This is a genomic window from Cupriavidus taiwanensis, assembly GCF_900249755.1.
GTDB lineage: Bacteria > Pseudomonadota > Gammaproteobacteria > Burkholderiales > Burkholderiaceae > Cupriavidus > Cupriavidus taiwanensis_D.
This window is the reverse complement of the sequence record NZ_LT976853.1, coordinates 443,118-466,766: the sequence shown is the minus strand read 5'-3', so window position 1 is coordinate 466,766 and position 23,649 is coordinate 443,118. Positions and strand designations below refer to the sequence as shown.

Annotated in this window: 25 protein-coding genes; 12 read left to right on the top strand and 13 right to left on the bottom strand. The window is 69.4% G+C overall.

The features are described 5' to 3' along the window. Positions 1-37: 37 nt before the first annotated feature. Positions 38-952, top strand: coding sequence for a LysR family transcriptional regulator (locus CBM2594_RS02135; protein WP_116355398.1), 915 nt, complete (start codon positions 38-40; stop codon positions 950-952). Between the two features lie 10 nt (positions 953-962). Here the strand turns inward: CBM2594_RS02135 and CBM2594_RS02130 are convergent, their stop codons facing one another. Then, on the bottom strand, positions 963-1,529 hold the full coding sequence (locus CBM2594_RS02130) for a TetR/AcrR family transcriptional regulator (protein WP_116355397.1): 567 nt from the start codon (positions 1,527-1,529) through the stop codon (positions 963-965). A gap of 81 nt (positions 1,530-1,610) precedes the next feature. Here CBM2594_RS02130 and CBM2594_RS02125 point away from each other — a divergent pair, with 81 nt between their 5' ends. Then, positions 1,611-2,039, top strand: a complete 429-nt coding sequence (locus CBM2594_RS02125; protein WP_116355396.1) for a VOC family protein — start codon at positions 1,611-1,613, stop codon at positions 2,037-2,039. Between the two features lie 19 nt (positions 2,040-2,058). Here the strand turns inward: CBM2594_RS02125 and metW are convergent, their stop codons facing one another. From metW to argB, 5 genes are all read right to left on the bottom strand, one after another. Continuing rightward, complete coding sequence (metW, locus tag CBM2594_RS02120) at positions 2,059-2,670, bottom strand: methionine biosynthesis protein MetW (protein WP_116355395.1); 612 nt, start codon at positions 2,668-2,670, stop codon at positions 2,059-2,061. After that, on the bottom strand, positions 2,667-3,848 hold the full coding sequence (gene metX / locus CBM2594_RS02115; RefSeq protein WP_116355394.1) for a homoserine O-succinyltransferase MetX: 1,182 nt from the start codon (positions 3,846-3,848) through the stop codon (positions 2,667-2,669). Before metX ends, metW begins: the two co-directional genes overlap by 4 nt. Before the next feature lie 277 nt (positions 3,849-4,125). After that, complete coding sequence (gene slmA / locus CBM2594_RS02110) at positions 4,126-4,788, bottom strand: nucleoid occlusion factor SlmA (RefSeq protein WP_116355393.1); 663 nt, start codon at positions 4,786-4,788, stop codon at positions 4,126-4,128. Next, positions 4,785-5,729, bottom strand: a complete 945-nt coding sequence (locus CBM2594_RS02105; protein ID WP_116355392.1) for a pyrimidine 5'-nucleotidase — start codon at positions 5,727-5,729, stop codon at positions 4,785-4,787. The genes slmA and CBM2594_RS02105 overlap by 4 nt, the downstream gene beginning before the upstream one ends. Positions 5,730-5,798: 69 nt before the next feature. Next, complete coding sequence (gene argB / locus CBM2594_RS02100) at positions 5,799-6,716, bottom strand: acetylglutamate kinase (RefSeq protein ID WP_010813296.1); 918 nt, start codon at positions 6,714-6,716, stop codon at positions 5,799-5,801. Positions 6,717-7,102: 386 nt separating this feature from the next. On the opposite strand from argB, the gene CBM2594_RS02095 reads away from it, so the two are divergent. Next, positions 7,103-7,354 (top strand): cysteine-rich CWC family protein, encoded by a 252-nt coding sequence (locus CBM2594_RS02095; RefSeq protein ID WP_116355391.1) that lies wholly within the window; start codon positions 7,103-7,105, stop codon positions 7,352-7,354. Here the strand turns inward: CBM2594_RS02095 and CBM2594_RS02090 are convergent. Next, positions 7,303-7,857 carry a DMT family transporter gene (locus CBM2594_RS02090; protein ID WP_116357653.1) on the bottom strand — a complete coding sequence of 185 codons (555 nt, stop codon included), beginning with the start codon at positions 7,855-7,857 and terminating at the stop codon, positions 7,303-7,305. The genes CBM2594_RS02095 and CBM2594_RS02090 overlap by 52 nt on opposite strands. A 93-nt stretch (positions 7,858-7,950) precedes the next feature. Between CBM2594_RS02090 and CBM2594_RS02085 the strand changes: the two genes are divergently transcribed. Next, positions 7,951-8,886 (top strand): LysR family transcriptional regulator, encoded by a 936-nt coding sequence (locus tag CBM2594_RS02085; protein ID WP_116355390.1) that lies wholly within the window; start codon positions 7,951-7,953, stop codon positions 8,884-8,886. A gap of 35 nt (positions 8,887-8,921) precedes the next feature. Here the strand turns inward: CBM2594_RS02085 and CBM2594_RS02080 are convergent, their stop codons facing one another. Next, complete coding sequence (locus tag CBM2594_RS02080) at positions 8,922-9,413, bottom strand: copper chaperone PCu(A)C (protein ID WP_116355389.1); 492 nt, start codon at positions 9,411-9,413, stop codon at positions 8,922-8,924. 185 nt (positions 9,414-9,598) lie between these two features. Here CBM2594_RS02080 and CBM2594_RS02075 point away from each other — a divergent pair, with 185 nt between their 5' ends. Together CBM2594_RS02075 and CBM2594_RS02070 are read left to right on the top strand one after the other, a co-directional pair. Next, positions 9,599-10,987 carry an ATP-binding protein gene (locus CBM2594_RS02075; RefSeq protein ID WP_116355388.1) on the top strand — a complete coding sequence of 463 codons (1,389 nt, stop codon included), beginning with the start codon at positions 9,599-9,601 and terminating at the stop codon, positions 10,985-10,987. Further along, positions 10,984-11,595 (top strand): response regulator transcription factor, encoded by a 612-nt coding sequence (locus CBM2594_RS02070; protein ID WP_115679153.1) that lies wholly within the window; start codon positions 10,984-10,986, stop codon positions 11,593-11,595. The genes CBM2594_RS02075 and CBM2594_RS02070 overlap by 4 nt, the downstream gene beginning before the upstream one ends. Before the next feature lie 61 nt (positions 11,596-11,656). Here CBM2594_RS02070 and CBM2594_RS02065 read toward each other — a convergent pair whose 3' ends face one another. From CBM2594_RS02065 to CBM2594_RS02045, 5 genes are all read right to left on the bottom strand, one after another. Further along, positions 11,657-11,950 carry a hypothetical protein gene (locus CBM2594_RS02065; protein WP_116355387.1) on the bottom strand — a complete coding sequence of 98 codons (294 nt, stop codon included), beginning with the start codon at positions 11,948-11,950 and terminating at the stop codon, positions 11,657-11,659. 210 nt (positions 11,951-12,160) lie between these two features. Further along, positions 12,161-13,492 (bottom strand): ATP-dependent protease ATPase subunit HslU, encoded by a 1,332-nt coding sequence (hslU, locus tag CBM2594_RS02060; RefSeq protein WP_116355386.1) that lies wholly within the window; start codon positions 13,490-13,492, stop codon positions 12,161-12,163. Positions 13,493-13,543: 51 nt separating this feature from the next. After that, the gene (gene hslV, locus CBM2594_RS02055; protein ID WP_116355385.1) at positions 13,544-14,080 is read right to left on the bottom strand and encodes an ATP-dependent protease subunit HslV; all 537 of its coding nucleotides are present in this window, start codon (positions 14,078-14,080) and stop codon (positions 13,544-13,546) included. A 252-nt stretch (positions 14,081-14,332) separates the two neighbouring features. Next, positions 14,333-15,319 (bottom strand): tripartite tricarboxylate transporter substrate-binding protein, encoded by a 987-nt coding sequence (locus CBM2594_RS02050; protein WP_116355384.1) that lies wholly within the window; start codon positions 15,317-15,319, stop codon positions 14,333-14,335. 289 nt (positions 15,320-15,608) lie between these two features. Next, entirely contained in the window at positions 15,609-16,508 is a 900-nt protein-coding gene (locus tag CBM2594_RS02045; RefSeq protein ID WP_116355383.1) for an alpha/beta fold hydrolase, read from the bottom strand. A 107-nt stretch (positions 16,509-16,615) separates the two neighbouring features. Here CBM2594_RS02045 and CBM2594_RS02040 point away from each other — a divergent pair, with 107 nt between their 5' ends. From CBM2594_RS02040 to CBM2594_RS02015, 6 genes are all read left to right on the top strand, one after another. Further along, the gene (locus tag CBM2594_RS02040; protein WP_116355382.1) at positions 16,616-17,137 is read left to right on the top strand and encodes a Fur family transcriptional regulator; all 522 of its coding nucleotides are present in this window, start codon (positions 16,616-16,618) and stop codon (positions 17,135-17,137) included. Between the two features lie 30 nt (positions 17,138-17,167). After that, positions 17,168-18,259, top strand: a complete 1,092-nt coding sequence (locus CBM2594_RS02035; RefSeq protein WP_116355381.1) for a CobW family GTP-binding protein — start codon at positions 17,168-17,170, stop codon at positions 18,257-18,259. Between the two features lie 610 nt (positions 18,260-18,869). After that, complete coding sequence (gene dksA / locus CBM2594_RS02030; RefSeq protein WP_010813282.1) at positions 18,870-19,289, top strand: RNA polymerase-binding protein DksA; 420 nt, start codon at positions 18,870-18,872, stop codon at positions 19,287-19,289. A 259-nt stretch (positions 19,290-19,548) separates the two neighbouring features. After that, positions 19,549-20,841 (top strand): GTP-binding protein, encoded by a 1,293-nt coding sequence (locus tag CBM2594_RS02025; RefSeq protein WP_116355380.1) that lies wholly within the window; start codon positions 19,549-19,551, stop codon positions 20,839-20,841. Then, positions 20,831-21,238, top strand: a complete 408-nt coding sequence (locus CBM2594_RS02020; protein WP_232346543.1) for a hypothetical protein — start codon at positions 20,831-20,833, stop codon at positions 21,236-21,238. The genes CBM2594_RS02025 and CBM2594_RS02020 overlap by 11 nt, the downstream gene beginning before the upstream one ends. Before the next feature lie 160 nt (positions 21,239-21,398). Further along, the gene (locus tag CBM2594_RS02015; RefSeq protein ID WP_116357651.1) at positions 21,399-23,594 is read left to right on the top strand and encodes a TonB-dependent receptor; all 2,196 of its coding nucleotides are present in this window, start codon (positions 21,399-21,401) and stop codon (positions 23,592-23,594) included. The last annotated feature ends 55 nt before the right edge of the window (positions 23,595-23,649 follow it).

Genomic DNA, 23,649 nt, shown 5'->3' with positions numbered 1-23,649 from the left:
TAGTATTTGACTACAGGTCAAAGACAGGAGATTTCGCATGCTGGATGCGCCACTCAATGCGATGGCGGTGTTTGCGCGCGTGGTCGAATGCGGCAGCTTCTCGGCGGCGGCGCAAGACCTGGGCATGACGCCGTCGGCGGTCAGCCGCCATGTCTCGCGGCTGGAAGCCCGGCTCGGCGCGAGCCTGCTGCAGCGGACCACGCGCGCGTTCGCGCTGACCGAGCTGGGCCAGTCGGTCTACGCCGCCTGCGCGCGCATGAGCGCCGCCGCGCGCGAGGTCACCGCGCTCGCCGGCGAGCACGGCGGTGCGCCGCACGGGGTGCTGCGCGTGAGCGCGCCGGTGTCGTTCGGGCAGGCGTGGCTGGCGCCACGGCTGCCGCCGCTGCTGGCGAAATACCCGGGACTGGACCTGCAGCTGACGCTGGCCGACCGCATGGTCGACCTCGTCGAAGAGGGCCTGGACGTGGCCGTGCGCATCGCGCGCGAACTGGCCCCGGGCCTGGCGGCGCGGCCGCTGCGCGAGGTGCGCTACCGGCTGGTGGCCTCGCCCGGCTATCTGGCCCGCCATGGCGCGCCGGCCGCGCCCGCCGACCTGCCGGCGGCGCGCTGCCTGTACCTGGGCTACGGCAATTTCGGCGAGCGCTGGACCTTGCGCCACCACGCCGGCGGCGACAAGGTCGAGGTGCGCATCCCGCCGCGCCTGACGCTGAACAACAGCCTGGCGATCATGACCATGGTCGAACGCGATGCCGGCATCGGGCTGGTGCCGGATTTCTCGCTGGGCGATGCCCTCGAGCGCGGCCGCGTCGTCACCGTACTGGGCGACTGGGACATCCTCGAGCCCTACATCGGCACGGCCTACGCGGTGTACACGCCGACGCGGCATGTGCCGCCCAAGGTGCGGGCCTTTGTCGACCATCTGGCCAGCACCGCCGGCGACGCGCCGCGTTAAAGACCGCAGCCTAGCGTCCGGGCTGATCCAGTACCCGGCGCAGCAGCCACAGCATCGCGTCGCGCACGCGGCCGGCATCGGCGCCGGCCTCGATCTCCAGGGCGGCACGGTCGAACGCCGCCGACAGCAGCGGCGCCACGCCGGCCGCGTCCACGCCCGCCGCCGCCAGCCCCTCGCGCAGCGTGCGGGCGGCATTGGCCTCGTCGAGCGCCAGCATCTCGCGCAATCCCAGCACCGCCGGCCCTTCCACCAGCAGCAGGCGGGTGCGGCCAGGCACCGTCATCGCGTGCAGGTAAGCTTGCGCCCCGCTGAGCAAGGCCTCGGCAGGCGCCTGGCCGGCGGGCGTGGCGGCTTCGATCTCGGCGGCGACGGCCGCGGCTTCCCCGGCCAGCACGTGGCGGAACAGGTCGCGCTTGTCGGCGAAGTGGTGGTACAGCGCGCCGCGCGTGATGCCGGCGGCGGCGCAGACGTCGGGCGTCGACGTGTCGGCGTAGCCGCGGCTGACGAACAGGGCGCGCGCGGCATCGGTCAGCGCCTGGCGGGTGGCAACGGTGCGTTCACGGTTGGTTCGGGCCACGCTTTGGTTTCCTTGCAAACATGCAGCCTGTATCTTAATATGGATTCACATACAGGCTGCATGTATTAAGGAGGAGATATCGTGAAAGTCACCAGCTACTACCCGGTCATCATGACCGCCGACGTAGCCGCAACGGCAGCGTTCTACCAGCGTCATTTCGGCTTCACGCCCTTGTTCGCCAGCGACTGGTACGTGCACCTGCAGCTGGCCGACGATCCCTCGGTCAACCTCGCCGTGCTGGACGGCAGCCACGAGACCATTCCCGCGCCGGCCCGCGGCCAGCGCGCACAGGGACTGCTGCTGAATTTCGAGGTGGAAGACCCGGACGCCCTGCACGACCGCCTGCGCGCGGCTGGGCTGCCGATCCTGCAGCCGCTGCGCGACGAAGCCTTCGGCCAGCGGCATTTCATTACCGCCGATCCCAACGGCGTGCTGATCGACATCATCAAGCCGATCCCGCCGTCGGCGGAGTTTGCCGCGCAGTACCAGGACGGCGCGCGGCCGGAGTAGGCGGCGTATCGGTATCGGCTCAGGCCGCGCAGACCCGGTACACCGCCAGGCTGCCGCGCCAGTTGCCACCCCAGTTGACGGTCACGCCCTCGTGCATCACCACGCGATCGATCACGCGCAGGCCGACCTTGGGCGCCAGCGCCTCGAAGTCGCTGATGGTCAGCACGCGCACGTTGGGCGTGTTGTACCACTGGTAAGGCAGCGATTCCGACACCGGCATGCGGCCGCGGAACACCGACAGCCGGTGCGGCCAGTAGCCGAAGTTGGGGAACGAGACGATGCATTCGCGCCCCACCCGCAGCGTGTCGCGCAGCACCTGCGCGGTGTTGTGGATGGTCTGCAGCGTCTGCGACAGGATCACCGTGTCGAAGCTCTTGTCCTCGAACAGCGCCAGCCCGCCCTCCAGGTTCTGCTGGATGACATGCACGCCCTTCTGCGCGCAGGCCAGCACGCCTTCGTCGCGGATCTCGATGCCGTAGGCCTGCACGTCAAGCTCGTCCTGCAGCACGCGCAGCAGGCTGCCGTCGCCGCAGCCCAGGTCGAGCACGGTGGAACTGGGTTCGATCCAGCGCGCGATCGCGCGGAAGTCGGGGCGCAGCGCCAGGATGTTGGGATTGGCCAGGGCGTTCATGCGCCGATCTCCTGGGCGATGCGGTCGTAGTAGGCGCGCATCAGGTTGTGATAGCGCGGGTCGTCGAGCAGGAAGGCGTCGTGGCCGTGCGGCGCGTCGATCTCGGCGTACGAGACCGGGCGCTTGTTGTCCAGCAGCGCCTTGACCAGCTCGCGGCTGCGGCTGGGCGCGAAGCGCCAGTCGGTGCCGAAGCTGGCCACCAGGAAGCTGGCCTTGGTTTGCGCCATCGCACGCGTCAGGTCGCCGCCGTGGGCCAGCGCGGGATCGAAGTAGTCGAGCGCGCGCGTGATCAGCAGGTAGGTGTTGGCGTCGAAGTACTCGGCGAATTTGTCGCCCTGGTAGCGCAGGTAGCTTTCCACCTGGAACTCGACGTCGAACGAGAAGCGGATGTCGTCGCTCTTGAGTTCGCGGCCGAATTTCTCGGCCATGTCCTCGTCCGACAGGTAGGTGATATGGCCGATCATGCGCGCCACGCGCAGGCCGCGCTTGGGCTTGACGCCGTGCGCGTAGTAGTTGCCGCCGTGGAAGTCGGGGTCCGACAGGATGGCGCTGCGCGCCACTTCGTTGAAGGCGATGTTCTGCGCCGACAGCTTGGGCGTGGAGGCAATCACGATGCAATGGCGCAGCCGCTCCGGATACATCAGGCTCCACGCCACCGCCTGCATGCCGCCCAGGCTGCCGCCCATCACCGCGGCGAACTGCGCGATGCCGAATGCGTCGGCCACGCGCGCCTGCGCATTGACCCAGTCTTCCACCGTGACCACCGGGAACGCCGCGCCATACGGTGCGCCGGTGGCCGGGTTCAGGCTCATCGGTCCGGTCGAGCCGAAGCACGAGCCCAGGTTGTTGACGCCGATAACGAAGAAGCGGTTGGTATCGAGCGGCTTGCCGGGGCCGACCATGTTGTCCCACCAGCCCACGTCGCGCGGGTCTTCGGCATAGACGCCGGCAACGTGGTGCGAGGCGTTCAGTGCGTGGCACACCAGCACGGCGTTGGAGCGGGCCGCATTGAGCGTGCCGTAGGTCTCGACCATCAGGTCGTAGCCGGCGATGGACGAACCGTTGCGCAGCTTCAGCGGCTCGGCAAAGTGCATGCGCTGCGGCGCGACCACGCCGACCGAATCGGGCGGCAGGTCTAGCGCGGCGGGCGCGGCGGTCGGCAGGGCGACATCAGTCATGGAATCCGGCCCGTGGCGAACGGGCATAAAAAAACCCGACCGGCATTTGCGTATCAAGCGTCGCAGCCAAGTCGGGATTCGCTGGATTCCTTGCGGGATTCCGCGTGCCGGCGCCATCCACTGCCGTGGTGGCATGGGGCGCCGACCCAACCTCTTTAGCCGCATTTATAGTGGCAGGCCGCCGGACCCTTGTTCCGTGGCTGCCGCGCGCCCGCAAGCCAGTCATCAAATCGGCGCGACCGGGCAATTATAGAGCAATCGGCCCGGCAGGTTGCATTCAGCCCAGCAGCACGCGCAGATGCGCTTCGGCATGGTCAGATGGCGACTTGCGGAAGCCGCTCTTGGCATAGCGCTGCCACTGGCCCTGCACCGCCGCCATGACCAGCGCGGCGCGCGCGGGGATATCGGCATCCGCCGGGAACGCGGCCTGGGTCACCGCCACCTTCAGGCACTGGCGCAGCGACGCCTCGATGCGGTCCACCAGCTGGTTGATGCGCTCCTGCAGCCTTTCGTGCTCGCCCACCAGCGCCTCGCCGGTCAGCACGCGCGTCATGCCCGGGTTCTTTTCCGCGAACGACAGCAGCATGCGCACGATCGCGTGCGCCTGGCGCAGGCCGTGCTCTTCCTTGTCGGTGATCTGGTTGATCAGGCCGAACACGGTCTGCTCGATAAAGCCGATCAGCCCTTCGTACATCTGCGCCTTGCTGGCGAAATGCCGGTACAGCGCCGCCTCGGACACGCTCAGCCGCGCGGCCAGCGCCGCGGTGGTGATCTTCTCCCCGCGCGGGTGTTCCAGCATGGTGGCCAGCGTCTGCAGGATCTGCACGCGGCGCTCGCCGGGGCGCGGACGCTTGCGCGCCGGCGTGGCCGGCGGCTGGTCGGGGTCCGGCTCGCCGCCTGTAATGACCGCCTCTGGTTCGCGCCCGTTGCTTTGCGTCATGACCCGGTTCTCCGCATTCGTCGTTGGAGTTGATGCATCGATTGTACTTTTATGTCCACATAGGCCGGCCGGTTCGGCACGCGCGCACGCACGCGGGGCACCTCGCCGGGCTGCGCCTGCGGCGCCTGGGCCTCGGCGGCCACCAGCGTCACCGAGCGCTCCTGCACCTTGTGGCCGGCCTGGCGGCGGTCCTCGGCCTCCAGCGTCGAGCGCACCGCGGCGTCGCGCCGGCTGCCGTCGTCATGCGCGGCCGCGGCCGGCACCAGGTGCGGGCGCGAAGGTGCGACCGTGCGCAGGTAGCCGGTCACCCACGCGGTGCGGATGCCGGTGCCGGCGTAGCGCTTCAGGTGCGACACCGTATCTTCCACCAGCACCGCGCGATGCGGCGCGATGCGCGCCTGCGCCAGCAGCCGGCGCAGCATGCGGCGGTCCGGCTTGGGCCGCAGGTGGCCATGCACCCACATCTGCTCGATCGTCACCACGCGCTCGAAGCAATGCCGGATTCCGGCGATCTCCAGCACCGCGCGCGCATAGTCCTGCGGTGCGTTGGTGACCAGGATCTTGCGCCCGGGCAGGTGCTTCAGGTGCGCGGCCAGCCCGCGCCGCACCCGCACCATGTCGGCCAGCGCCGGGAATTCGTGCGCGGCGCGCAGGAAGTCCGCCGCGTCCACGCCGTGGTGGCGGATCATGCCGAGCAGCGTGGCGCCGTAGCGCTGCCAGTAGTCCACGCGCACGCGGCTGGCGGTGGCCTCGTCGCAGCCGAGCACGCGCGCGACGTAGGCGGTCATCAGCCGGTTGATCGCCGGGAAGATCGCGTGCGAGGCGTCATGCAGCGTGTTGTCGAGGTCGAACAGCCAGACCGTGTCGCCCGAGGTATTGCCCGCGGGACGGCGGCGCAGGCGTGCGCGGACACGGCGCGGTGAAGGAAGACTGGAAGGCACGCCGGACTCGGAGGATGGTGGGATATGCCGGGGCGAGCGGCCGTGGCCGGCGCCGCCCCGGGGCTCCGCTCAGTGCGAGCGGATCATGGTGCCGAAGGCCTGCTCGGTCAGGATTTCCAGCAGCAGCGAATGCTCGATGCGGCCGTCGATGATGTGCACTGAGTGCACGCCGCTCTTGGCCGCGTCCAGCGCCGACGAGATCTTCGGCAGCATGCCGCCCGAGATGGTGCCGTCGGCGAACAGTTCTTCGATCTCGCGCGCGGACAGGTCGGTCAGCAGGTTGCCCTTCTTGTCCATCACGCCCGGGATGTTGGTCATCATCACCAGCTTCTCGGCCTTCAGGATCTCGGCCATCTTGCCGGCGACCACGTCGGCGTTGATGTTGTAGGCCTGGCCGTCGTCGGAGAAGCCGATCGGCGAGATCACCGGGATGAAGGCGTCGTCCTGCAGCGCCTTGACCACCGCCGGGTTGATCGCCTCGATGTCGCCGACGTAGCCGATATCGATGAACGCGCCCGGGTTCTCGCGGTCGGGCATCTGCAGGCGCTTGGCGCGGATCAGGCCGCCGTCCTTGCCGGTCAGGCCGACGGCCTGGCCGCCGTACTGGTTGATCAGCATCACGATGTCCTGCTGGACTTCACCGCCCAGCACCCACTCGACCACTTCCATGGTCTCTTCGTCGGTGACGCGCATGCCCTGCACGAAGGTGCCGACCTTGCCGACCTTTTTCAGCGCCTCGTCGATCTGCGGGCCGCCGCCGTGCACCACCACCGGGTTCATGCCAACCAGCTTGAGCAGGATCACGTCGCGCGCGAAGCCGTGCTTGAGCTTTTCTTCGGTCATGGCATTGCCGCCGTACTTGACCACGATGGTCTTGCCGTGGAACTTGCGGATATACGGCAGGGCCTCGGCGAGAATCTCGGCTTTCAGCGCGGGAGCAATGGCGGCCACCGTGGTTGCGGCAGGCCCGGGGTTGTCGGCGTTCATGGGGGACATCCGTGAGAATCAACAGGTATGATGGCTAAGCCGCGTCCCCGGGGGGAAGCCCGACGGAGCGCCCCACGGGGATCGCCCGAAAGTGCGCCATCCGGCCACGGCAGGCGCCGATTTTACAAGAAACCGCGCGGGGCGCGAGCGCGCCGGCCCAAGCCGGCGCGGTGAACCGGCCGCAAGCGGCCTGCGGGGCACCAACGCGTTCCGTCCATGCAACAGGCGCACCGCCTTCGCGCCTGCGCTCTCAGCCGTTTGGCCGGCGTGGCGGCGCAGTGTTCCCCGCAGTCCGTGTTCCCTGCAGTGTTACCCATCGCATCGATCATGTCCGCAGCCCTCTGCCGCTCGCCTGACCGAAACCGCACCGTCCCGCGGAGGCGGCCATGAGCAACGCCGCCACGGTGCTGACCGGCCAGCTGCGCCCGGTCGAACATTGCAGCCGCTGCGGCGCCGGCTTTGTCTGCGGCTACGCGGCCGGGCTGCCCGAATGCTGGTGCGCCAGCCAGCCGCTGCTGCCGGCGCGACGGATCGTGCCGGGCCAGCACTGCCTGTGCCCGGCCTGCCTGGCGGCCCGGCAGGATGGTCAGGCGCCGGATTCCACCCCGGGCTCCGTACCCGATCCGGCGGCCGGCTGACGCGCCGGCGCCGAGGCCGCGCCGCCGTCCCACTGCATCGCCAGCATCCCGGCCACGATCAGCGCGGCGCCGGCCAGCCGCGCCGGCGTGAGCGCGCGCACCGCAAACCCGGCCAGGCCGAACTGGTCCACCAGCAGCGCGGCCAGCACCTGCCCGGCCACCACCGCGGCAATAAAGCCGGCGGCGCCCAGCCGCGGCGCCATGATCAGCGCGGCGGAGATATAGAACACCCCCAGCACGCCGCCGCTCCAGAGCCAGGCCGGCGCCTGGGCCAGCGCCGCCGGCGACGGCAGCGGCACCCGCATCAGCCACAGCACCGGCAGCAGCGCCACCAGGCTGACCAGCAGCGACACCAGCGTGGCCGACAGCGGATGCCCGAGCATGCGCCCGAGCGTGGCGTTGGCGCCGGCCTGGAACGGGATCGCGGCGCCGGCCAGCACCGCGGTGCCCAGCGGCAGCCACAGCGATGCCGGGATCGAAAACGACAACGGGGTGCCTGACATGGCGCGCTCCATAGGGCAAGATGCGATGCCAGCAGTTTGAAATATCGCTTTGCGAATTTCCAATTCTGCTTTCGTACGTTTAATATTCGCCGAATGAATAGCCTACGCGGAATCGACCTCAACCTGCTGGTGGTGCTGGAAGCGCTGCTGGCGGAGCGCCATATCTCCCGCGCCGCGCTGCGGCTGCACCTGAGCCAGCCGGCGGTCAGCCATGCGCTCGGGCGGCTGCGGCAGCTGCTCGATGATCCCATCCTGGTGCGCGGCAAGGGCGGGCTGGTGCTGAGCGCGCGCGCGCACGAGCTGTCCGGCCCGCTGGCCGAGGCGCTGGCGCAGGTGCGCATCCTGCTGGGCCCCAGCGGCTTCCAGCCCGCCACCGCGCGGCGCAGCTTCCGCCTGGCGATGTCCGACTACGGCGCGCTGGTGGTGCTGCCGCGGCTGCTGCGCGCGGTGCGCAAGGCCGCGCCCAATATCGACCTGGTGGTGTCGCAGGCCAGCCGCGAAGGCATGACCGCGCAAGTGGCCGACGGCGAGATCGACATGGCGCTGGGCGTATTCAGCCACCAGCCCGAAGGCGTGCAGTCCGCCGAGCTGTTCCGCGAGACCTATGCCTGCGCGGTCGATGCCGCCACCGTGCGCGATACCGGCCGGCTCGACCAGGTGGCGTATCTGGCCCGCTCGCACGTGCTGGTCGCCACCCACAGCGAACGCATGGATGCCATCGACGCGGCCGTGGCCAGGCTGGGCGGGCGGCGCAAGATCGCCTGCGTGGTGCCGCACTGGAGCGTGGCGCCGGCGCTGATCGCCGGGACCAACCTGGTGCTGACCACCGCGCGGCGCAGCCTGGCCGCGCTCGAAGACGACCCGCGCTACGCCGTGTTCGCGCCGCCATTCGCGCTGGACGACTTCACCTTCAGCATGATCTGGCACCAGCGCACCGACGCCGATCCCGCCCACGCCTGGCTGCGCGAGCGCGTGCTGGCGGCGGCGGCAAGCCAGGAGGCGGACGAGCCGATCAGCCTGCGCGGCTGAGACCCCGGGGCCGGCTGCCCCGGCCGCCCAGTGCGTCAGTGCTTATGGTCGCCGTGGCCGGCGTGCCCGCCGCTGGCGGCAGCCGGCACCATGCTGCGCACTTCGGCGGTGACCTTTTGCTCGACCACCTTGCCGCCCTGCTCGATCTTCAGCGTGATGGGCACGGTGTCGCCGGGCTTGAGCTGTCCCTTCAGGTCCATCAGCATCACGTGGTAGCCGCCCGGCTTCAGTTCGACGTTCTGCATTTTCGGCAGGTCCAGCGACTTGAGCTGGCGCATGCGCATCACGTTGCCTTCCATCTTCATCTCGTGCAGCTCGGCCACCGCCAGCGGCGACGAGACCCCGACCAGCTTCGCGTTCTCGTGCGCGTGCAGCACCATGAAGGCGCCGGAAGCGGTCTGGGTCGGCACCGTGCCGCGCACCCAGGCGTTGCTGACATCGACCTGGGCCAGCGCGGCGCCCGATGCCAGCGCGGCGGCGAGGGCGAAGGGTGCGGCCAGCGTGGCCGGGCGGAATTTGGCTTGCATCAAAGGCTCTCCTGAAAGCAGACATTAGACCATGGCGAGGACCGCCCTGCTGCGCCCGGCGGGGCCGCCAGGCGCGGGCGCCCGGCCACGCAACCAGCCAGTCTGGCAGCCAGCGTGGCGGCACGCCAATGCGGCAAGGTGTCGCACGCGCCGGCGCCGCGCGGCGGCATTGATACACTCGCGCCATGCGCCCCGCCCCAGCCGTGTCCCGCCTGCCCGACTTCCCGTTCCTGTCGCCCCTGCCGGCCGGCAGCTCGGCGCGCCACGGCCAGGTGACGCTGCGGCGGCTGTTCTGGCTGCGCTGGGCGCTGCTGGGCGGACAGGCGCTGACCGTGCTGGTGTGCGAGCCGATTGCCGGCATCCGCCTGCCGTACGGGCCGCTGCTGGTGGTACTGGGGCTGCAGGCGCTGTTCAACCTGCTCACCGGCCTGCGGCTGCGCCAGCACACGCGGCGCAACAGCGCGCCCGGCGAGGCCGAGCTGATGGGCCAGCTGCTGGTGGACCTGACCGCGCTGTCGGCCATCCTGTTCTACACCGGCGGCGCGACCAACCCGTTCGTCTCGTTCTACCTGCCGGGGCTGGCCATCGCCGCGGCCATCCTGCCGTGGCGCCAGGTGATTGTCCTGGCGCTGTATGCGCTGGCCTGCTACACGGTGCTGCTGATCGAATACGTGCCGCTGGACCTGCACGACCCGGACAACGCGGTGAACTACCACCTGGCCGGCATGTGGCTGAACTTTGTCGCCAGCGCGGTGATGATCGCGCTGTTCGTCGCGCGCCTGTCGGGCGTGCTGCGCCAGCGCGAGGCGCAGCTGAACCTGGCGCGCGAGCAGCTGCTGCGCGAAGCGCGCGTCGAAGACCTGAACGGCCAGGCCGCCGCGGTCGCGCATGAAATCGGCACGCCGCTGGCCACGCTGGCGGTGATTGCCGGCGAGCTGCGCGCCGATGCCTGCGACCCGAACCGCGGCGCCGCCGCCATCAGCGGCTACCTGCCCGACCTGCAGACCATGGAGCAGCAGCTGGCGCTGTGCCGCTCGACCCTGGCGCGGCTGCGCGAAGACCCGGCCACGCTGGCGCCGCAGCGCATCGACGGCTGGCTGCCGGCCTTTGCCGAGCGCTGGCAGCTGCGCCATCCCAACGCCAGCCTGCAGGCCGTGGCCACGCCCGGCGCCGGCGCGCAGGCAGTGGAAACCGCGCGCGTCGGCCAGATCCTGACCATCCTGCTGGACAACGCCGCGCGCAGCCAGCAGGCCGCCGGACGCGGCGCGCAGCCGCTGCAGTTGCAGATCGCCATGGCCCCGGGCAATACCGCGCCGTGGCTGTCGTTCCGCGTCGCCGACCATGGCGACGGCATTCCCGAAGCGCTGCGCGGCCAGCTGGGCGAGACCCCGGTGGCCAGCCAGCACGGCGGCCAGGGCATCGGCCTGTACCTGGCGCAAAGCGCCGCCCGGCAAATGGGCGGCGAACTGGCCTGGCATGACCGTCCGGGCGGCGGCACCGTCGCCGAACTGCGGCTGCCGGCGCTCTCCACGCTGTTCGCACCGGCGGCCGCCGCCGTACCTTCCCAACCATGACCGAACCCCTCACCCCGGTACCCGAAGCCACCGCACCGGCCGGCACGCCCTTCCTGGTGATCGACGACGACGAAGTCTTTGCCGGCACGCTGGCACGCGCGCTGACGCGCCGCGGCTATGCCGTGGCGGTGGCGCACGACGGCCGCACCGCGCTGGCGCTGGCCGCGCGCACCGACTTTGCCTACGTCACGCTGGACCTGCACCTGGAGCCGCCGCCCGAAGCCGGCAGCACCGCGCCCGCCGAGTCCGGGCTGCAGCTGGTGGCGCCGCTGCGCCAGGCGCTGCCCGACGCGCGCATCCTGATCCTGACCGGCTACGCCAGCATTGCCACCGCGGTGGCGGCGGTCAAGCAAGGCGCCGATGAATACCTGGCCAAGCCGGCCAATGTCGATTCGATCCTGACCGCGCTGATGGCGGGGGTATCGGAAGACGCGGCGCAGGCCGCGCTGGAAGAGCCGGTGCCGCTGTCGGTGGCGCGGCTGGAATGGGAGCATATCCAGCGCGTGCTGGCCGAGCATGGCGGCAATATCTCCGCCACCGCGCGCGCGCTGAACATGCACCGGCGCACCCTGCAGCGCAAGCTGGGCAAGCGGCCGGTATCACGCTGAAGGAGCCCACCATGCAAAAGGCCGCGCAAGTGCGCGGCCTTTTGCATGGCATGGCGCCGCCTTACAGGCGCAACTGGACGTAGTCCCAGTCCAGGCCCTCGGCGCCCTCCGCCGGCGCGCCGCTGTCGGCAATGCGCATGGCGTCGCCGGCATGGCGGTCCGCCAGCGTGAACAGCGCGCCCGAATCCAGCGCCAGCGTCGCCGCCGCGGCGGCGGCCGCGCCGATGGTGCCCGATTGCGCGGCTTCGGCAGCGGGGATGGCCGGACGGATGCAAAGAAAGGCCGTGGCCGCTGCCAGCGCGGCCAGCAGGCCGCCGGTGGCGAGCACCACCCGGCGGGTCTTGTAATGGACCATGTGATTTCTCCTGCCAGTGGGTTGAGGGGGATGCGGTGGCTCCCGCACCGGTCAATCGACCGTCAAGGTGCGCAAGGGTCGCATCGCCGGGCAACGCCGGCCAGCGGGCTTACCAATGCTTACGAGCCTTACCGGGAAGTGGCAGCTGGAAACGCACGGACATGAAAAAAGGCGCACCGTGGTGCGCCTTCCGATTGCCGCTCGCGGGCCTTACAGCACGTAGCGCGACAGGTCCTCGTTGCCGGCCAGGTCGCCCAGGCGCTCTTCCACGTAGGCGGCATCGATCGTCACGGTCTCGCCGGACGACTTGCTGGCGTGGAACGACAGGTCTTCCAGCAGCCGCTCCATCACCGTGTAGAGCCGGCGCGCGCCGATGTTCTCGACCTTCTCGTTGACCGAGAACGCAATCTCGGCGAGCCGGCGGATGCCGTCCGGCGCGAACACCAGGTTGACCTCTTCCGTATTCAGCAGCGCCTGGTACTGCTTGGTCAGGCTGGCATCGGTCTGCGTCAGGATGGCCTCGAAGTCCTGCACCGACAGCGACTCCAGCTCCACGCGGATCGGGAAGCGGCCCTGCAGCTCGGGGATCAGGTCGCTCGGCTTGGACAGGTGGAACGCGCCCGAGGCGATGAACAGGATGTGGTCGGTCTTGATCATGCCGTACTTGGTGTTCACCGTGGTGCCTTCGACCAGCGGCAGCAGGTCGCGCTGCACGCCCTGGCGCGACACCTCGCCGCCGCCGATATCGCTGCGGCTGGCGATCTTGTCGATCTCGTCCAGGAACACGATGCCGTTCTGCTCGACGTTGGCGATGGCCTTGTGCTTCAGTTCCTCGTCGTTGACCAGCTTGGCTGCCTCTTCGTCGATCAGCAGCTTGAAGGCTTCCTTCACCTTCATCTTGCGGCGCGCCTTCTTGCCCTGGCCCAGTCCGGCGAACATGGTGCGGATCTGCTCGGTCATGTCTTCCATGCCCGGCGGCCCCATGATGTCCATGCTCGGCATGCCGGCGGAGACCTCGAGCTCGATGTCCTTGTCGTCGAGCGAGCCTTCGCGCAGCTTCTTGCGGAACACCTGGCGCGTGTTGGAATCCTTTTCTTCCGGCTGCGAGAAGCCGATGTCGCGCGGCGGCGGCAGCAGCACGTCGAGCAGCCGGTCCTCGGCAGCGTCCTCGGCCTTGGTGCGCACCTTCTTCATCTCGGATTCGCGCGTCTGCTTGATCGCCATTTCGGCGAGGTCGCGCACGATGGTGTCGACGTCGCGGCCGACGTAGCCCACCTCGGTGAACTTGGTGGCCTCGATCTTGATGAAGGGCGCGTCGGCCAGCTTGGCCAGGCGCCGCGCGATCTCGGTCTTGCCGACGCCGGTCGGCCCGATCATCAGGATGTTCTTGGGGGTGATTTCCTGGCGCAGGGGGTCGGCCACCTGCTGGCGGCGCCAGCGGTTGCGCAGCGCCACCGCCACGGCCTTCTTGGCCTTGTTCTGGCCGATGATGTGCTTGTCGAGTTCGGAAACGATTTCCGACGGGGTCATGGTGTGCGACATGGTATCCGTTCAGTGGGGGCGCGCCGGCCTGCGCGGAGGCCGGCCAGCGGCTTATTCCAGCGTCTCGATGACGAAATTGGTGTTGGTGTAGATGCAGAGCTCGCCGGCGATGGTCAGCGCCTTCTCGACCACGTCCTTCGGCGCCATCTCGGTGTTCTCGACCAGCGCCTTGGCGGCAGACTGCGCATACGCGCCGCCCGAGCCGATCGCGGCGATGCCGTTCTCCGGGTCCAGCACGTCGCCGTTGCCGGTGATGACCAGCGTGGTGTCGCGGTCGGCGGTGATCAGCATGGCCTCGAGCCGGCGCAGCGCGCGGTCCGAGCGCCAGTCCTTGGCCAGGTCGACCGCGGCGCGCGTCAGGTTGCCCTGGTATTTCTCCAGCTTGGCCTCGAAGCGGTCCAGCAGCGAGAAGGCGTCGGCGGTGCTGCCGGCAAACCCGACCAGGACCTTGCCGTTGTAGATGCGACGCACCTTGCGCGCGGTGCCCTTCATCACGATATTGCCGAGCGTGACCTGGCCATCACCGCCCAGCGCGACCTGATTGCCGCGGCGGACGCTGACGATGGTAGTGCCGTGATACTGTTCCATGGTGGCTTCCGTGAATATGTCAGGACCGTAGTTGGCGACGCCCCCGCGCGGTTTCAAGGCCTCTGGCGCACCTCGCCGGCGCGGCGAGCAGTCTGACCAATATAGGACGCCCGCCGCCGCCGGTCGCATCGATCCGGAAACAAAAAAGGGCCATGCGCAACGCATGGCCCTTCGGTACAGCGCTCCGGCCAGCAGGCCGGCGCGCCGCATCAATCACTCCACCGGTTCAGTCCGCTCGATCAGTCCGCCCGATCAGTCCGCATACACGCCGGCCTTCTTGATCACCGGGGTCCACTTGTTGATTTCGGCGCCCAGGAAGGTGCGCAGCGATTCCGGTGTGGCGCGCTGCGCCGGCACCGCCTCGGCGCCCAGTTCAGCCATCTTGGCGCGGAAGGCCGGGTCGGCCACCGACTTCTGCAGCGCCGCCGACAGCTTGTCGATCACCGGCTTGGGCGTGCCCTTGGGCGCGTACATGGCGTGCCAGATCTTCACTTCGACGCCCGGCAGGCCCTGCTCGGCGGCGGTCGGGATGTCCTTGAAGGCTTCGACGCGGCGCGACTGCATGGCCGCGTACGGCTTGAGCGCGCCCGCCTTGAGCTGGCCGGCGATATTGGTGGTCTGGTCGCACATCAGGTTGACCTGGCCGCCCAGAATGTCGGTCAGCGCCGGCGCGGTGCCCTTGTACGGCACCGTGGTCAGCTCGGTCTGGATCGCGCTCTGGAACAGCAGGCCGCACAGGTGCGAGGCCGAGCCGATGCCGGCATTGGCCAGCGACAGCTTGCTGGCGTTGGCCTTGATGTACGGCAGCAGGTCCTTGAAGGTGTTGGGCGGCAGCGACTTGTTGCCCACCAGCACCATCGGCACGTCGGCGATCTCGCCGACCATCTCAAAATCCTTCAGCGGATCGAAGCCCAGGTTGCGGTACAGCGCCGGTGCCGTCGACATGCCGATATGGTGGATCAGCACGGTGTGGCCGTCGTTCTTGGCCTGGGCCACCTTCTTGGCGCCGATGGTGCCGCCGGCACCGCCGAGGTTCTCGATCACGATGGTCGCGCCCAGGTGCTTGGACATGATCATGGTCAGCTCGCGCGAGACCTTGTCGGTCGGGCCGCCCGCGGCAAACGGCACCACCGCCGTCACCGGCTTGCTGCCCGGAAATTCCTGGGCGTACGCGCCCGTCGCCACACCCATCGCGCTGACTGCCATAGCGGCCGCGACCATCTTTGCCACGCGTTTCATGCTCTCTTCTCCTGGTTCCCTTGATACCCGTCTGCAATGCGTTGCCGCCGGCCCGGCCCCCGCGTAGACGGGGGCCGGGCCGGCGCGGTCTCGCTGGCCGCGCTTGGACCATGCCGGCTGGCACCGCTGCCCCGCCGTAAACGGCAAGGGCGGGGCTTGATGTTAGCAACGGCAGACAATAGGCAGGTATAGGGGCTAACCCGCCTGCAATCCGCGGCATATCGCGGGGAACAAGGAAGATAAGGCAGCGATCGCCCGTAAAGGCTGCGTTGGCGACACCCGGCGCCGGCTAGCGGAAGAAACCGAGCATTTCCTCCAGCAGCGGGTCCGGGGCTTCCTCGGGGATGTAGTGGCCGCAGGGCAGCGCGCGGCCGCTCACGTCGGCGGCCACTTCCTGCCACAGCGCCAGCGGCTCGAAGCAGCGCGCCACCACGCCGTGCTCGCCCCACAGCACGCGCAGCGGCAGCGCCAGGCGGCGCCCGGCGTCGCGGTCGGCGCGGTCGTGTTCGAGGTCGATGGTGGCGGCGGCGCGGTAGTCCTCGCACATGGCGTGCACGCGGGCCGGGTCGCGCATCGCCGCGGTGTAGGCCGCCATTGCGTCGGGCGCGAACGCCGCCAGGCCGGCGTGGCGCAGGCCCATCAGCTTCTGGATGTAGAAATCCGGCTCGGCGTTGATCAGGGTCTCGGGGAATGGTGCCGGCTGGATCAGGAAGAACCAGTGCCAGTAGGCGGCGGCGAAAGCCATGCTGGTGCGCTCGTACATGGCCAGCGTGGGCGCGATATCGAGCAGCATGGCGCGGCTGACCGCTTCGGGATGGTCCAGGCAGAGCCGGTGCGCGACGCGCGCGCCGCGGTCATGGCCGCACAGCGCAAAGCGCCTGTAACCGAGGGCCGCCATCAGCGCCACCTGGTCCTGCGCCATGGTGCGCTTGCTGTAGCGCTCGTGGCCGGCATTGCCCGGCGGCGCCGCACTGCTGCCGTAGCCGCGCAGGTCGGTGGCGATCACGGTGAAGTGGTCGGCCAGCGCGGGCGCCACCCGGTGCCAGATCAGGTGGCTTTGCGGGTGGCCGTGCAACAGCAGCAGCGGCGGCCCCGAGCCGCCCCGTACCCCGGCGATCTCGACCTCGCCCACCTGCTGCCGGAACGGTTCGAAATTGGGGAACAGCAGCGCGCTCGCGTCATTCAGCATCGGGGGTCTCCGCGGTGGGTGGTCTTGTGCCGATCATAGGCGCAATCTGACGCCCCGGCTGACGCAACTGAATTGCATCAACCGGAGGCCTATGGTTAAATCCGGCCATGACCCGTCCCAGTCCGGACCGGCCGGCCCTGGCGCCGGAACCGGCAATCCCGACCGCCGCGGCCCTCGAGGCCGCCCATGAACGCCTGCGCCGGCTCGGTGCGCGCGTGACCCAGCCGCGGCTGTGCATCCTGGCCTGCCTGATCGGCAGCGATGAAGCGCTGACCCACCAGGCCGTGATCGACCGGCTGCCCGAGGCCGGCGAAACCATCGACCGCGTCACCGTCTACCGCGTGCTGGACTGGCTGGTGGAGCAGGGCGTGGCGCAGAAGCGCGCCGGCAACGACCGCGTGTTCCGCTTCAGCCTGGTCGAGCACGAGGCCGCGCGCGCGCAGGAGCATCGCCAGCACAGCCATTTCCACTGCACCCGCAGCGACCGCACCTTCTGCCTGGACGACGCCGGCGCGCCGGCGCAGCCTGCCGCGCCGCGCGTGCCCAGCGGCTTTGCCATCGAACATGTCGAACTGACCGTGAACGGCGTCTGCGCCGAATGCGGCAAGCGTACGCCCGCCGCCCACTGACCGGCGCGCCCATTTCCCGGAGAACAAGCAATGTCCAAACTGACCCCGGTCACGATCCTGACTGGCTTCCTCGGCAGCGGCAAGACCACGCTGCTCAAGCGCATCCTGAACGAGCAGCACGGCATGAAGATCGCCGTGATCGAAAACGAGTTCGGCGAAGAGAACATCGACAACGAGATCCTGGTGCAGGACGGCCGCGAGCAGATCGTGCAGATGAGCAACGGCTGCATCTGCTGCACCATCCGCGGCGACCTGGTGCAGGCGCTGTCGACGCTGCTGACGCGCCGCGACGCCGGCGAGATCGCCTTCGACCGCGTGGTGATCGAGACCACCGGCGTGGCCAACCCTGGCCCGGTGGCGCAGACCTTCTTCATGGACGAGGAAATCGCCTCGCGCTACCTGCTCGACGCGGTGATCACGCTGGTCGACGCCAAGCACGCGCACCTGCAACTGGACAAGCAGGAAGAGGCGCAGCGCCAGGTCGGCTTTGCCGACGCGCTCTTCATCACCAAGTCAGACCTGGTGAGCGAGTCCGACGTGGCCGAGCTGCGCCACCGCCTGCTGCACATGAACCCGCGCGCGCCGATCCGCCTGGTCAATTTCGGCGAGGCGCCGATCGACACCATCTTCGACCTGCGCGGCTTCAACCTGAACGCCAAGCTCGAGATCGACCCCGAGTTCCTGCGCGCCGAGGACCATGACCACGATCATGACCATGAACACGGCCATGAGCACGGCGAGCATTGCGGCGACGACTGCGGTCACGATCATGATCATGAACACGGCCATGGCCATGCGCACGACCACCATCATCACCACCACCACACCGACCGCATCGCGTCGTTCGTGTTCCGCAGCGACAAGCCGTTCCACTACGGCAAGCTGGAAGAATTCCTGTCCGGAATCCTGGCGGTCTACGGGGAAAAACTGTTGCGCTACAAGGGCGTACTATATATGGAGGGGGTGGACCGCAAGGTGGTGTTCCAGGGCGTTCACCAGCTGATGGGCAGCGACATCGGTGCCAAGTGGGAAGACGAAACCCCGGGCACGCGCATGGTGTTCATCGGCGTGGACCTGCCCCGCGACGCCATCCTCAAGGGCCTGGCGAACTGCCTGGCCTGAGTGCGCCCGCCGTCCCATGGACGGCCCCCCACCCGACACCGCCTCGCGGCTGCCCCCCGTTCGGGGTACCGGGGAAATACCGAAGCGCCAGCCGGTTTTCCCCATATCTCCGAAAAATTTGTTCAAGTACAATAGGCCGGATTTGATACCGGTGGCGCACCTTTTTCCCGCCCCCGGTATCCGGTCCACCGCTTGCCGGTGGACTTGCAGGGCGGCGGTTGTCGTCAGCATGAGGCAGGCCGCCAGCAGGTGCGGTCGCAGTGCTTCGTGCGGAGGCCGCCTGTTCCGCCTGGGGTACCCCGACGCGCGCCGTCACTGACTGACGCGAGAGAGAGGTGTCCCCATGACAGCCGCAACGAAGACCAAAGAAAGCCGCAGCAAGACTGGTAGTGCCGCGGCAGAGACGCTCAAGGCGCAGCCTGTGAAGGCCGCGCCCGCTCCCCGCGGCAGTACGGCGAACGCCGAAGCGGGCGCAAGGAAGGGAGGCCCGCGAAGCAGCAAGACTGCAGCCAGCCAGAGTGAAACAACCGTGGCGCGCAAGCGCGCGGACAGCGCACCCGCGCGGACTGAGACGCCGCCGGCCGCATCAACAAGAGAATCAGCAGCAACCATGAGCAGCAACAAACTTCTGACTGAAGCTGAAATCCTGAAGATGAGCGACAAGGATTACATGAACGAAGCGCAGCTCGCCTTCTTCAAGCACCGCCTTGAGCAGCTGCGCGACGAAATCCTGAAGAACGCTGACCAGACCACGGAACACCTGCGCGAAACCGTGATCGTGCCGGACCCGGCCGACCGCGCCACCATCGAGGAAGAGCATGCGCTGGAGCTGCGCACGCGCGACCGCGAGCGCAAGCTGCTGAAGAAGGTCGAGCAGTCGCTGCAGCGCATCGAATCCGGCGACTACGGCTGGTGCGAGGAAACCGGCGAGCCGATCGGCGTGCCGCGCCTGCTGGCGCGCCCCACCGCCACGCTGTCGCTGGAAGCACAGCAACGCCGCGAACTGCGCCAGAAGCTGTTCGGCGACTGAAGCGCCGCGCGCCGTCCAGCGGCGCAGCCTGCGACATGACGGCCCGGGAATCCCGGGCCGTTTGCTTTTTTCCTTTCTTGCCGGCCGCATGCGCATGGCGGGCCGCTTCGGCTTTGTCGTGCCACGGCCACGGCCTAAGATTGAGAATCATCCGGCTGTTGCCGCCCCGGCCTTTCTGGTAAATTCGCAACCTTGTTGCAACAGCGCCCCGCGGCCTTGGCGCGCTGCGTTGCCTGTCTCCAATTTCCCTGCTGCTGCCATGGCTGATCGCCTGCCCGTCACCGTGCTGTCCGGTTTTCCCGGCGTCGGCAAGACCACGCTGCTGAACCACCTGCTCGCGCATGGCGCCGGCGGGCGGGTCGGCGTGCTGGTCTGCGGCGCGCAAGGCGGGCAAGCGCTGGCGCCGCTGCCGCCCGGCTGCGAAGCCACGGTGCTGCCGTCCGGGGAATCCCTGCTCGCCGAAGCCGCCCGGCTGGCCGCCACCGGACGCTTCGACGCGCTGCTGGTGGAAGCCGACGGCCTGGACGAGCCGCTCGCCATCGCCGAAGGCTTCCTGTTCGAGGCCGAGCATGGCGCGGGACCGGATGCGGCCTTGCAGCCCGACACCCTGGTAACCGTGGTCGATGCCGCCACCGTGCTGCGCGACCTCAACGAAGCCGAATTCCTGGCCGATCGAGGCCTGGCGGCGGGCCAGGACGACGACCGCACCGTGGCCGAGGTGCTGGTCGCGCAGATCGAAGGCTGCGACGTGATCGTGCTGAACAAGGCCGATCTCGTCGCCGCGGCCGAGCTGGCGCGGCTGCGCGCGGTACTGCAGGCGCTGAACCCGCGCGCCGACATCGTCGAAGCCAGCTTCGGCAAGGCGCCTCCCGAACGCGTGCAGGGCACCGGCCGTTTCGACTTCGAAGCCGCCGCGGATGGCCCTGGCTGGCTCGCCGCGCTGCGTGGCGAGGCGCCCGCGGCGGACGCCGCCAGCGGCGTCTCCACGCTGGTCTACCGCCGCCGCCGCCCGTTCCACCCGCAACGCTTTGCCGACCTGATCCATACCGAATGGCTGCGCGAGCATGGCAGCGTGCTGCGCTCCAAGGGCCTGTTCTGGCTGGCGAGCCGCATGGACACCGCCGGCGACTGGAACCAGTCCGGCGGCGTCTGCCGCCATGGCGGCGCGGGCGCCTGGTGGGCCGCGCTGGACCCGGCGGAATGGCCGGCCGACGCCGCCGGTCGCGCCGAGGTGGAAGCCGACATGCAGGACGGCGGCGTTCCGGTGCCGTTCGGCGACCGCCGCCAGGAACTGGTGCTGACTGGCCTGGACCTTGACCATGCCGCACTGCAGGCCCGGCTCGACGCCTGCCTGCTGAGCGATGCCGAGATGGCCGCCGGGGCGCAGGCCTGGGCGGCCTATCCGGACCCGTTCCCGGGCTGGGTCGAGGACTTCGACGACGACCATGACCACGGTCACGATCACGCCCATGGCCACGAACATGGCGATGACTGCGGCTGCGGCGATCACGACCACCACGGCCACCACGGCGGCCAGCCCCATGCGCACTGACTGGTTCGCCCGCCTGCGCGCGCTCCGCCCGGGCCTCTGGTCCGCGCTGGGGCTGGCGCTGTGCCTGCTGCTGGCGCAGCATGCCGGGCTGACCCACCGCATCGTGCACGGCGGCCTGCTCGCGCCGCCCGGCACGCTGGCGGCCGCCAACGCTACGGCAGCGGACGGAAGCGACAGCGACCCGCACCCGCTGTCGCAGGCCTTCAGCGGGCACTCGTGCGTGCTGTTCGACGGCGCCACCGTCGCCGACACCCATTGCGGCAAGCTGCCGCCGCTGCGGCTTGCCTTCGGCAAGCCGGTCAAGCCGGCCAGCCTCGCCTGGCGCTGGCCCGACCTGCCCCGCGCCCACCCCTTCCAATCGCGCGCCCCCCCGGCGCCGGCCATCGCCCTCGCCTGATCCGGGACGCGGCCCGCGCCGCGCACCCGCCGTCTTACGCATTCCGAGCTGAACCCGCGCCCTTCCGGCCCCGGCCGCCACGCCTGTCGCAGGCGTGCCGCGCCTGGCCGGACGCCGCCGCGCCAGCCGGGCCGATCGCTACTGCATTGCTCCGCGCGCCATGTCGAAGAACCGTTACACCGCCCGTCGTTACACCAAGCCCGCTTCCCCACGCCTGACGCCCCGGCTGACCCCGCTGGCGGCGCTTGCCGCCTCCCTCACCGCCACGCTGGCCACCGCATTGGTGGCGCCGGCCGCGCTGGCGCAACCCGCCGCGGCGCCGGCCGCCGATGCCGCTCCGGCCACGGCTCCCGGCGCCACGCTGCGCGAAGTCGTAATCACCGCCAACCCGCTGGGCAGCGACCTGAACGACATGGTGGCGCCGGTCTCGACGCTGGGCGGCGACGCACTGGCTGTGCGCCAGGCCAGCACGCTGGGCGAGACCCTGGACAAGCTGCCCGGGGTGTCGTCGACCTACTTCGGGCCCAATGCCAGCCGGCCGGTGATCCGCGGCCTGGACGGCGACCGCATCAAGGTGCTGCAGAACGGCGGCACCACGGTCGACGCCTCCACGCTGTCTTACGACCATGCCGTGCCGGTCGATCCGCTGGTGGCCGAGCGCATCGAAGTCGTGCGCGGCCCGGCGGCGCTGATGTACGGCGGCAATGCCATCGGCGGCGTGGTCAACGTGATCGACAACCGCATCCCGAAGGAGCCGATCGAAGGCGTCGGCGGCGCGGTCGATGCCAGCGCCACCGCCGGCGGCGACCAGGCGCGCAACGCCAGCGCGCTGATCGAGGCCGGCAACGGCAAGTTCGCCGTCCACGCCGATGCCTTCGCGCGCAAGACCAGCGACCTGCGCATCCCCGGCTACGCGCGCAGCGACCGCCTGCGCAACGCCGAGCCACTGCCCGCAGGCGAGCCCGAGCCCTACGGGCGCCTGCCCAATACCAGCGCCGACCAGCAGGGCGGCTCGCTGGGCGGCGCCTACACCTGGGCCGATGGCTTCGTCGGCGCCAACTACAGCGCCTACCGCAACGACTACGGCACGCCCGCAGAAGACGCGGTGCGGCTGAAGATGAAGCAGGACCGCTTCGCGCTGGAAGGCGAGGCGCGCAACCTCGCCGGCAACACCGGCGGCTGGTTCGAGTCGGTCAAGGGCAAGGTCAGCTTCACCGACTACGAGCACCGCGAAATCGAAGACGGCGAGACCGGCACGATCTTCAAGAACCGCGGCTGGGATGCGCGCTTCGAGGCCCGGCACGCAAAAATCGGGAACCTTAGCGGCGTGGTCGGCACGCAGTTCGGCCACACCAACTTCTCGGCACTGGGCGAGGAAGCCTTCGTGCCCAGCACCAACACCGACAACGCCGCGCTGTTCCTGTTCGAGGAATTGCCGCTGACTGCGGGCGGCGACCTGAAGCTGAACTTCGGCGGCCGGCTCGACCACAGCAGCGTCAAGGCCAGCGCCAACGGCAACGACCGCTTCACCGACGCCAGCCGCAGCTTCAACGCCACCAGCGCCTCGGCCGGCCTGCTGTACAAGATGAACCCGGCGTGGTCGCTGACCAGCAACCTGTCTTACACCGAACGCGCGCCGACCTTCTACGAGCTGTACGCCAACGGTCCCCACGTCGCCACCGGCTCGTGGGAAGTGGGCGACCCCAACGCGAACAAGGAGCGCGCCACCTCGATCGACCTGGGCCTGCGCTTCAAGTCAGGCGCGCACAGCGCCGGCGTGTCGGGCTACTACAGCCGCTTTGCCAACTACCTGGCGCTCAGCGCCACCGGCCGCGCGCGCGACGAGGCGGGCGACGTGGTCGCCCCCGGCAGCCCGGATGCGCTGCCCGAGTTCCAGTACCTGGGCGTGCCGGCCACGCTGTACGGCTTCGAGGCCGAAGGCAAGGCGCGCCTGCTGCAGAAGATGCTGACCAGCAGCGACACGCTGGACTTCGAGGCGCGCGCCGACTATGTGCGCGGCGAAAACCGCGACACCGGCGAGCCGCTGCCGCGCCTGGCGCCGCTGCGCCTGGGCGGCGCGCTGGTCTACGGCGCCGGGCCATGGGGCGCGCGCGTCGATGTCACCTACGCGGCCAAACAGACGCGCGTGCCGACCAACGACACGCCGACCGATGCCTATACGCTGCTGAGCCTGGCGCTGACCTACAAGTTCAAGGCGGCGGGGACGCAAACCCTGGTGTATCTGCGCGGCGACAACCTGACCAACCAGGATGCGCGCAACGCGTCGTCGATCCTGCGGGATATTGCGCCGATGGCGGGGCGGAGTGTGAAGGTGGGGTTCAGGACTTCGTTCTGATCGGCCTGCCGCGAGGCCGCATCCCGATTGTGTTCTCCCTCTCCCGCAAGCGGGA

Excerpts from the sequence above, each read along its gene's own strand:
- CBM2594_RS02040 (WP_116355382.1), top strand. The coding sequence starts at position 16,616 with ATGACCCGTCCCAGTCCGGACCGGCCGGCCCTGGCGCCGGAACCGGCA.
- hslV (WP_116355385.1), bottom strand. The coding sequence starts at position 14,080 with ATGGAACAGTATCACGGCACTACCATCGTCAGCGTCCGCCGCGGCAAT.
- CBM2594_RS02035 (WP_116355381.1), top strand. The coding sequence starts at position 17,168 with ATGTCCAAACTGACCCCGGTCACGATCCTGACTGGCTTCCTCGGCAGC.
- CBM2594_RS02075 (WP_116355388.1), top strand. The coding sequence starts at position 9,599 with ATGCGCCCCGCCCCAGCCGTGTCCCGCCTGCCCGACTTCCCGTTCCTG.
- CBM2594_RS02070 (WP_115679153.1), top strand. The coding sequence starts at position 10,984 with ATGACCGAACCCCTCACCCCGGTACCCGAAGCCACCGCACCGGCCGGC.
- metX (WP_116355394.1), bottom strand. The coding sequence starts at position 3,848 with ATGACTGATGTCGCCCTGCCGACCGCCGCGCCCGCCGCGCTAGACCTG.
- CBM2594_RS02045 (WP_116355383.1), bottom strand. The coding sequence starts at position 16,508 with ATGCTGAATGACGCGAGCGCGCTGCTGTTCCCCAATTTCGAACCGTTC.
- CBM2594_RS02015 (WP_116357651.1), top strand. The coding sequence starts at position 21,399 with ATGTCGAAGAACCGTTACACCGCCCGTCGTTACACCAAGCCCGCTTCC.
- metW (WP_116355395.1), bottom strand. The coding sequence starts at position 2,670 with ATGAACGCCCTGGCCAATCCCAACATCCTGGCGCTGCGCCCCGACTTC.
- hslU (WP_116355386.1), bottom strand. The coding sequence starts at position 13,492 with ATGTCGCACACCATGACCCCGTCGGAAATCGTTTCCGAACTCGACAAG.
- CBM2594_RS02085 (WP_116355390.1), top strand. The coding sequence starts at position 7,951 with ATGAATAGCCTACGCGGAATCGACCTCAACCTGCTGGTGGTGCTGGAA.
- slmA (WP_116355393.1), bottom strand. The coding sequence starts at position 4,788 with ATGACGCAAAGCAACGGGCGCGAACCAGAGGCGGTCATTACAGGCGGC.
- CBM2594_RS02050 (WP_116355384.1), bottom strand. The coding sequence starts at position 15,319 with ATGAAACGCGTGGCAAAGATGGTCGCGGCCGCTATGGCAGTCAGCGCG.
- dksA (WP_010813282.1), top strand. The coding sequence starts at position 18,870 with ATGAGCAGCAACAAACTTCTGACTGAAGCTGAAATCCTGAAGATGAGC.
- CBM2594_RS02135 (WP_116355398.1), top strand. The coding sequence starts at position 38 with ATGCTGGATGCGCCACTCAATGCGATGGCGGTGTTTGCGCGCGTGGTC.
- CBM2594_RS02025 (WP_116355380.1), top strand. The coding sequence starts at position 19,549 with ATGGCTGATCGCCTGCCCGTCACCGTGCTGTCCGGTTTTCCCGGCGTC.
- argB (WP_010813296.1), bottom strand. The coding sequence starts at position 6,716 with ATGAACGCCGACAACCCCGGGCCTGCCGCAACCACGGTGGCCGCCATT.
- CBM2594_RS02020 (WP_232346543.1), top strand. The coding sequence starts at position 20,831 with ATGCGCACTGACTGGTTCGCCCGCCTGCGCGCGCTCCGCCCGGGCCTC.
- CBM2594_RS02095 (WP_116355391.1), top strand. The coding sequence starts at position 7,103 with ATGAGCAACGCCGCCACGGTGCTGACCGGCCAGCTGCGCCCGGTCGAA.
- CBM2594_RS02080 (WP_116355389.1), bottom strand. The coding sequence starts at position 9,413 with ATGCAAGCCAAATTCCGCCCGGCCACGCTGGCCGCACCCTTCGCCCTC.
- CBM2594_RS02090 (WP_116357653.1), bottom strand. The coding sequence starts at position 7,857 with ATGTCAGGCACCCCGTTGTCGTTTTCGATCCCGGCATCGCTGTGGCTG.
- CBM2594_RS02065 (WP_116355387.1), bottom strand. The coding sequence starts at position 11,950 with ATGGTCCATTACAAGACCCGCCGGGTGGTGCTCGCCACCGGCGGCCTG.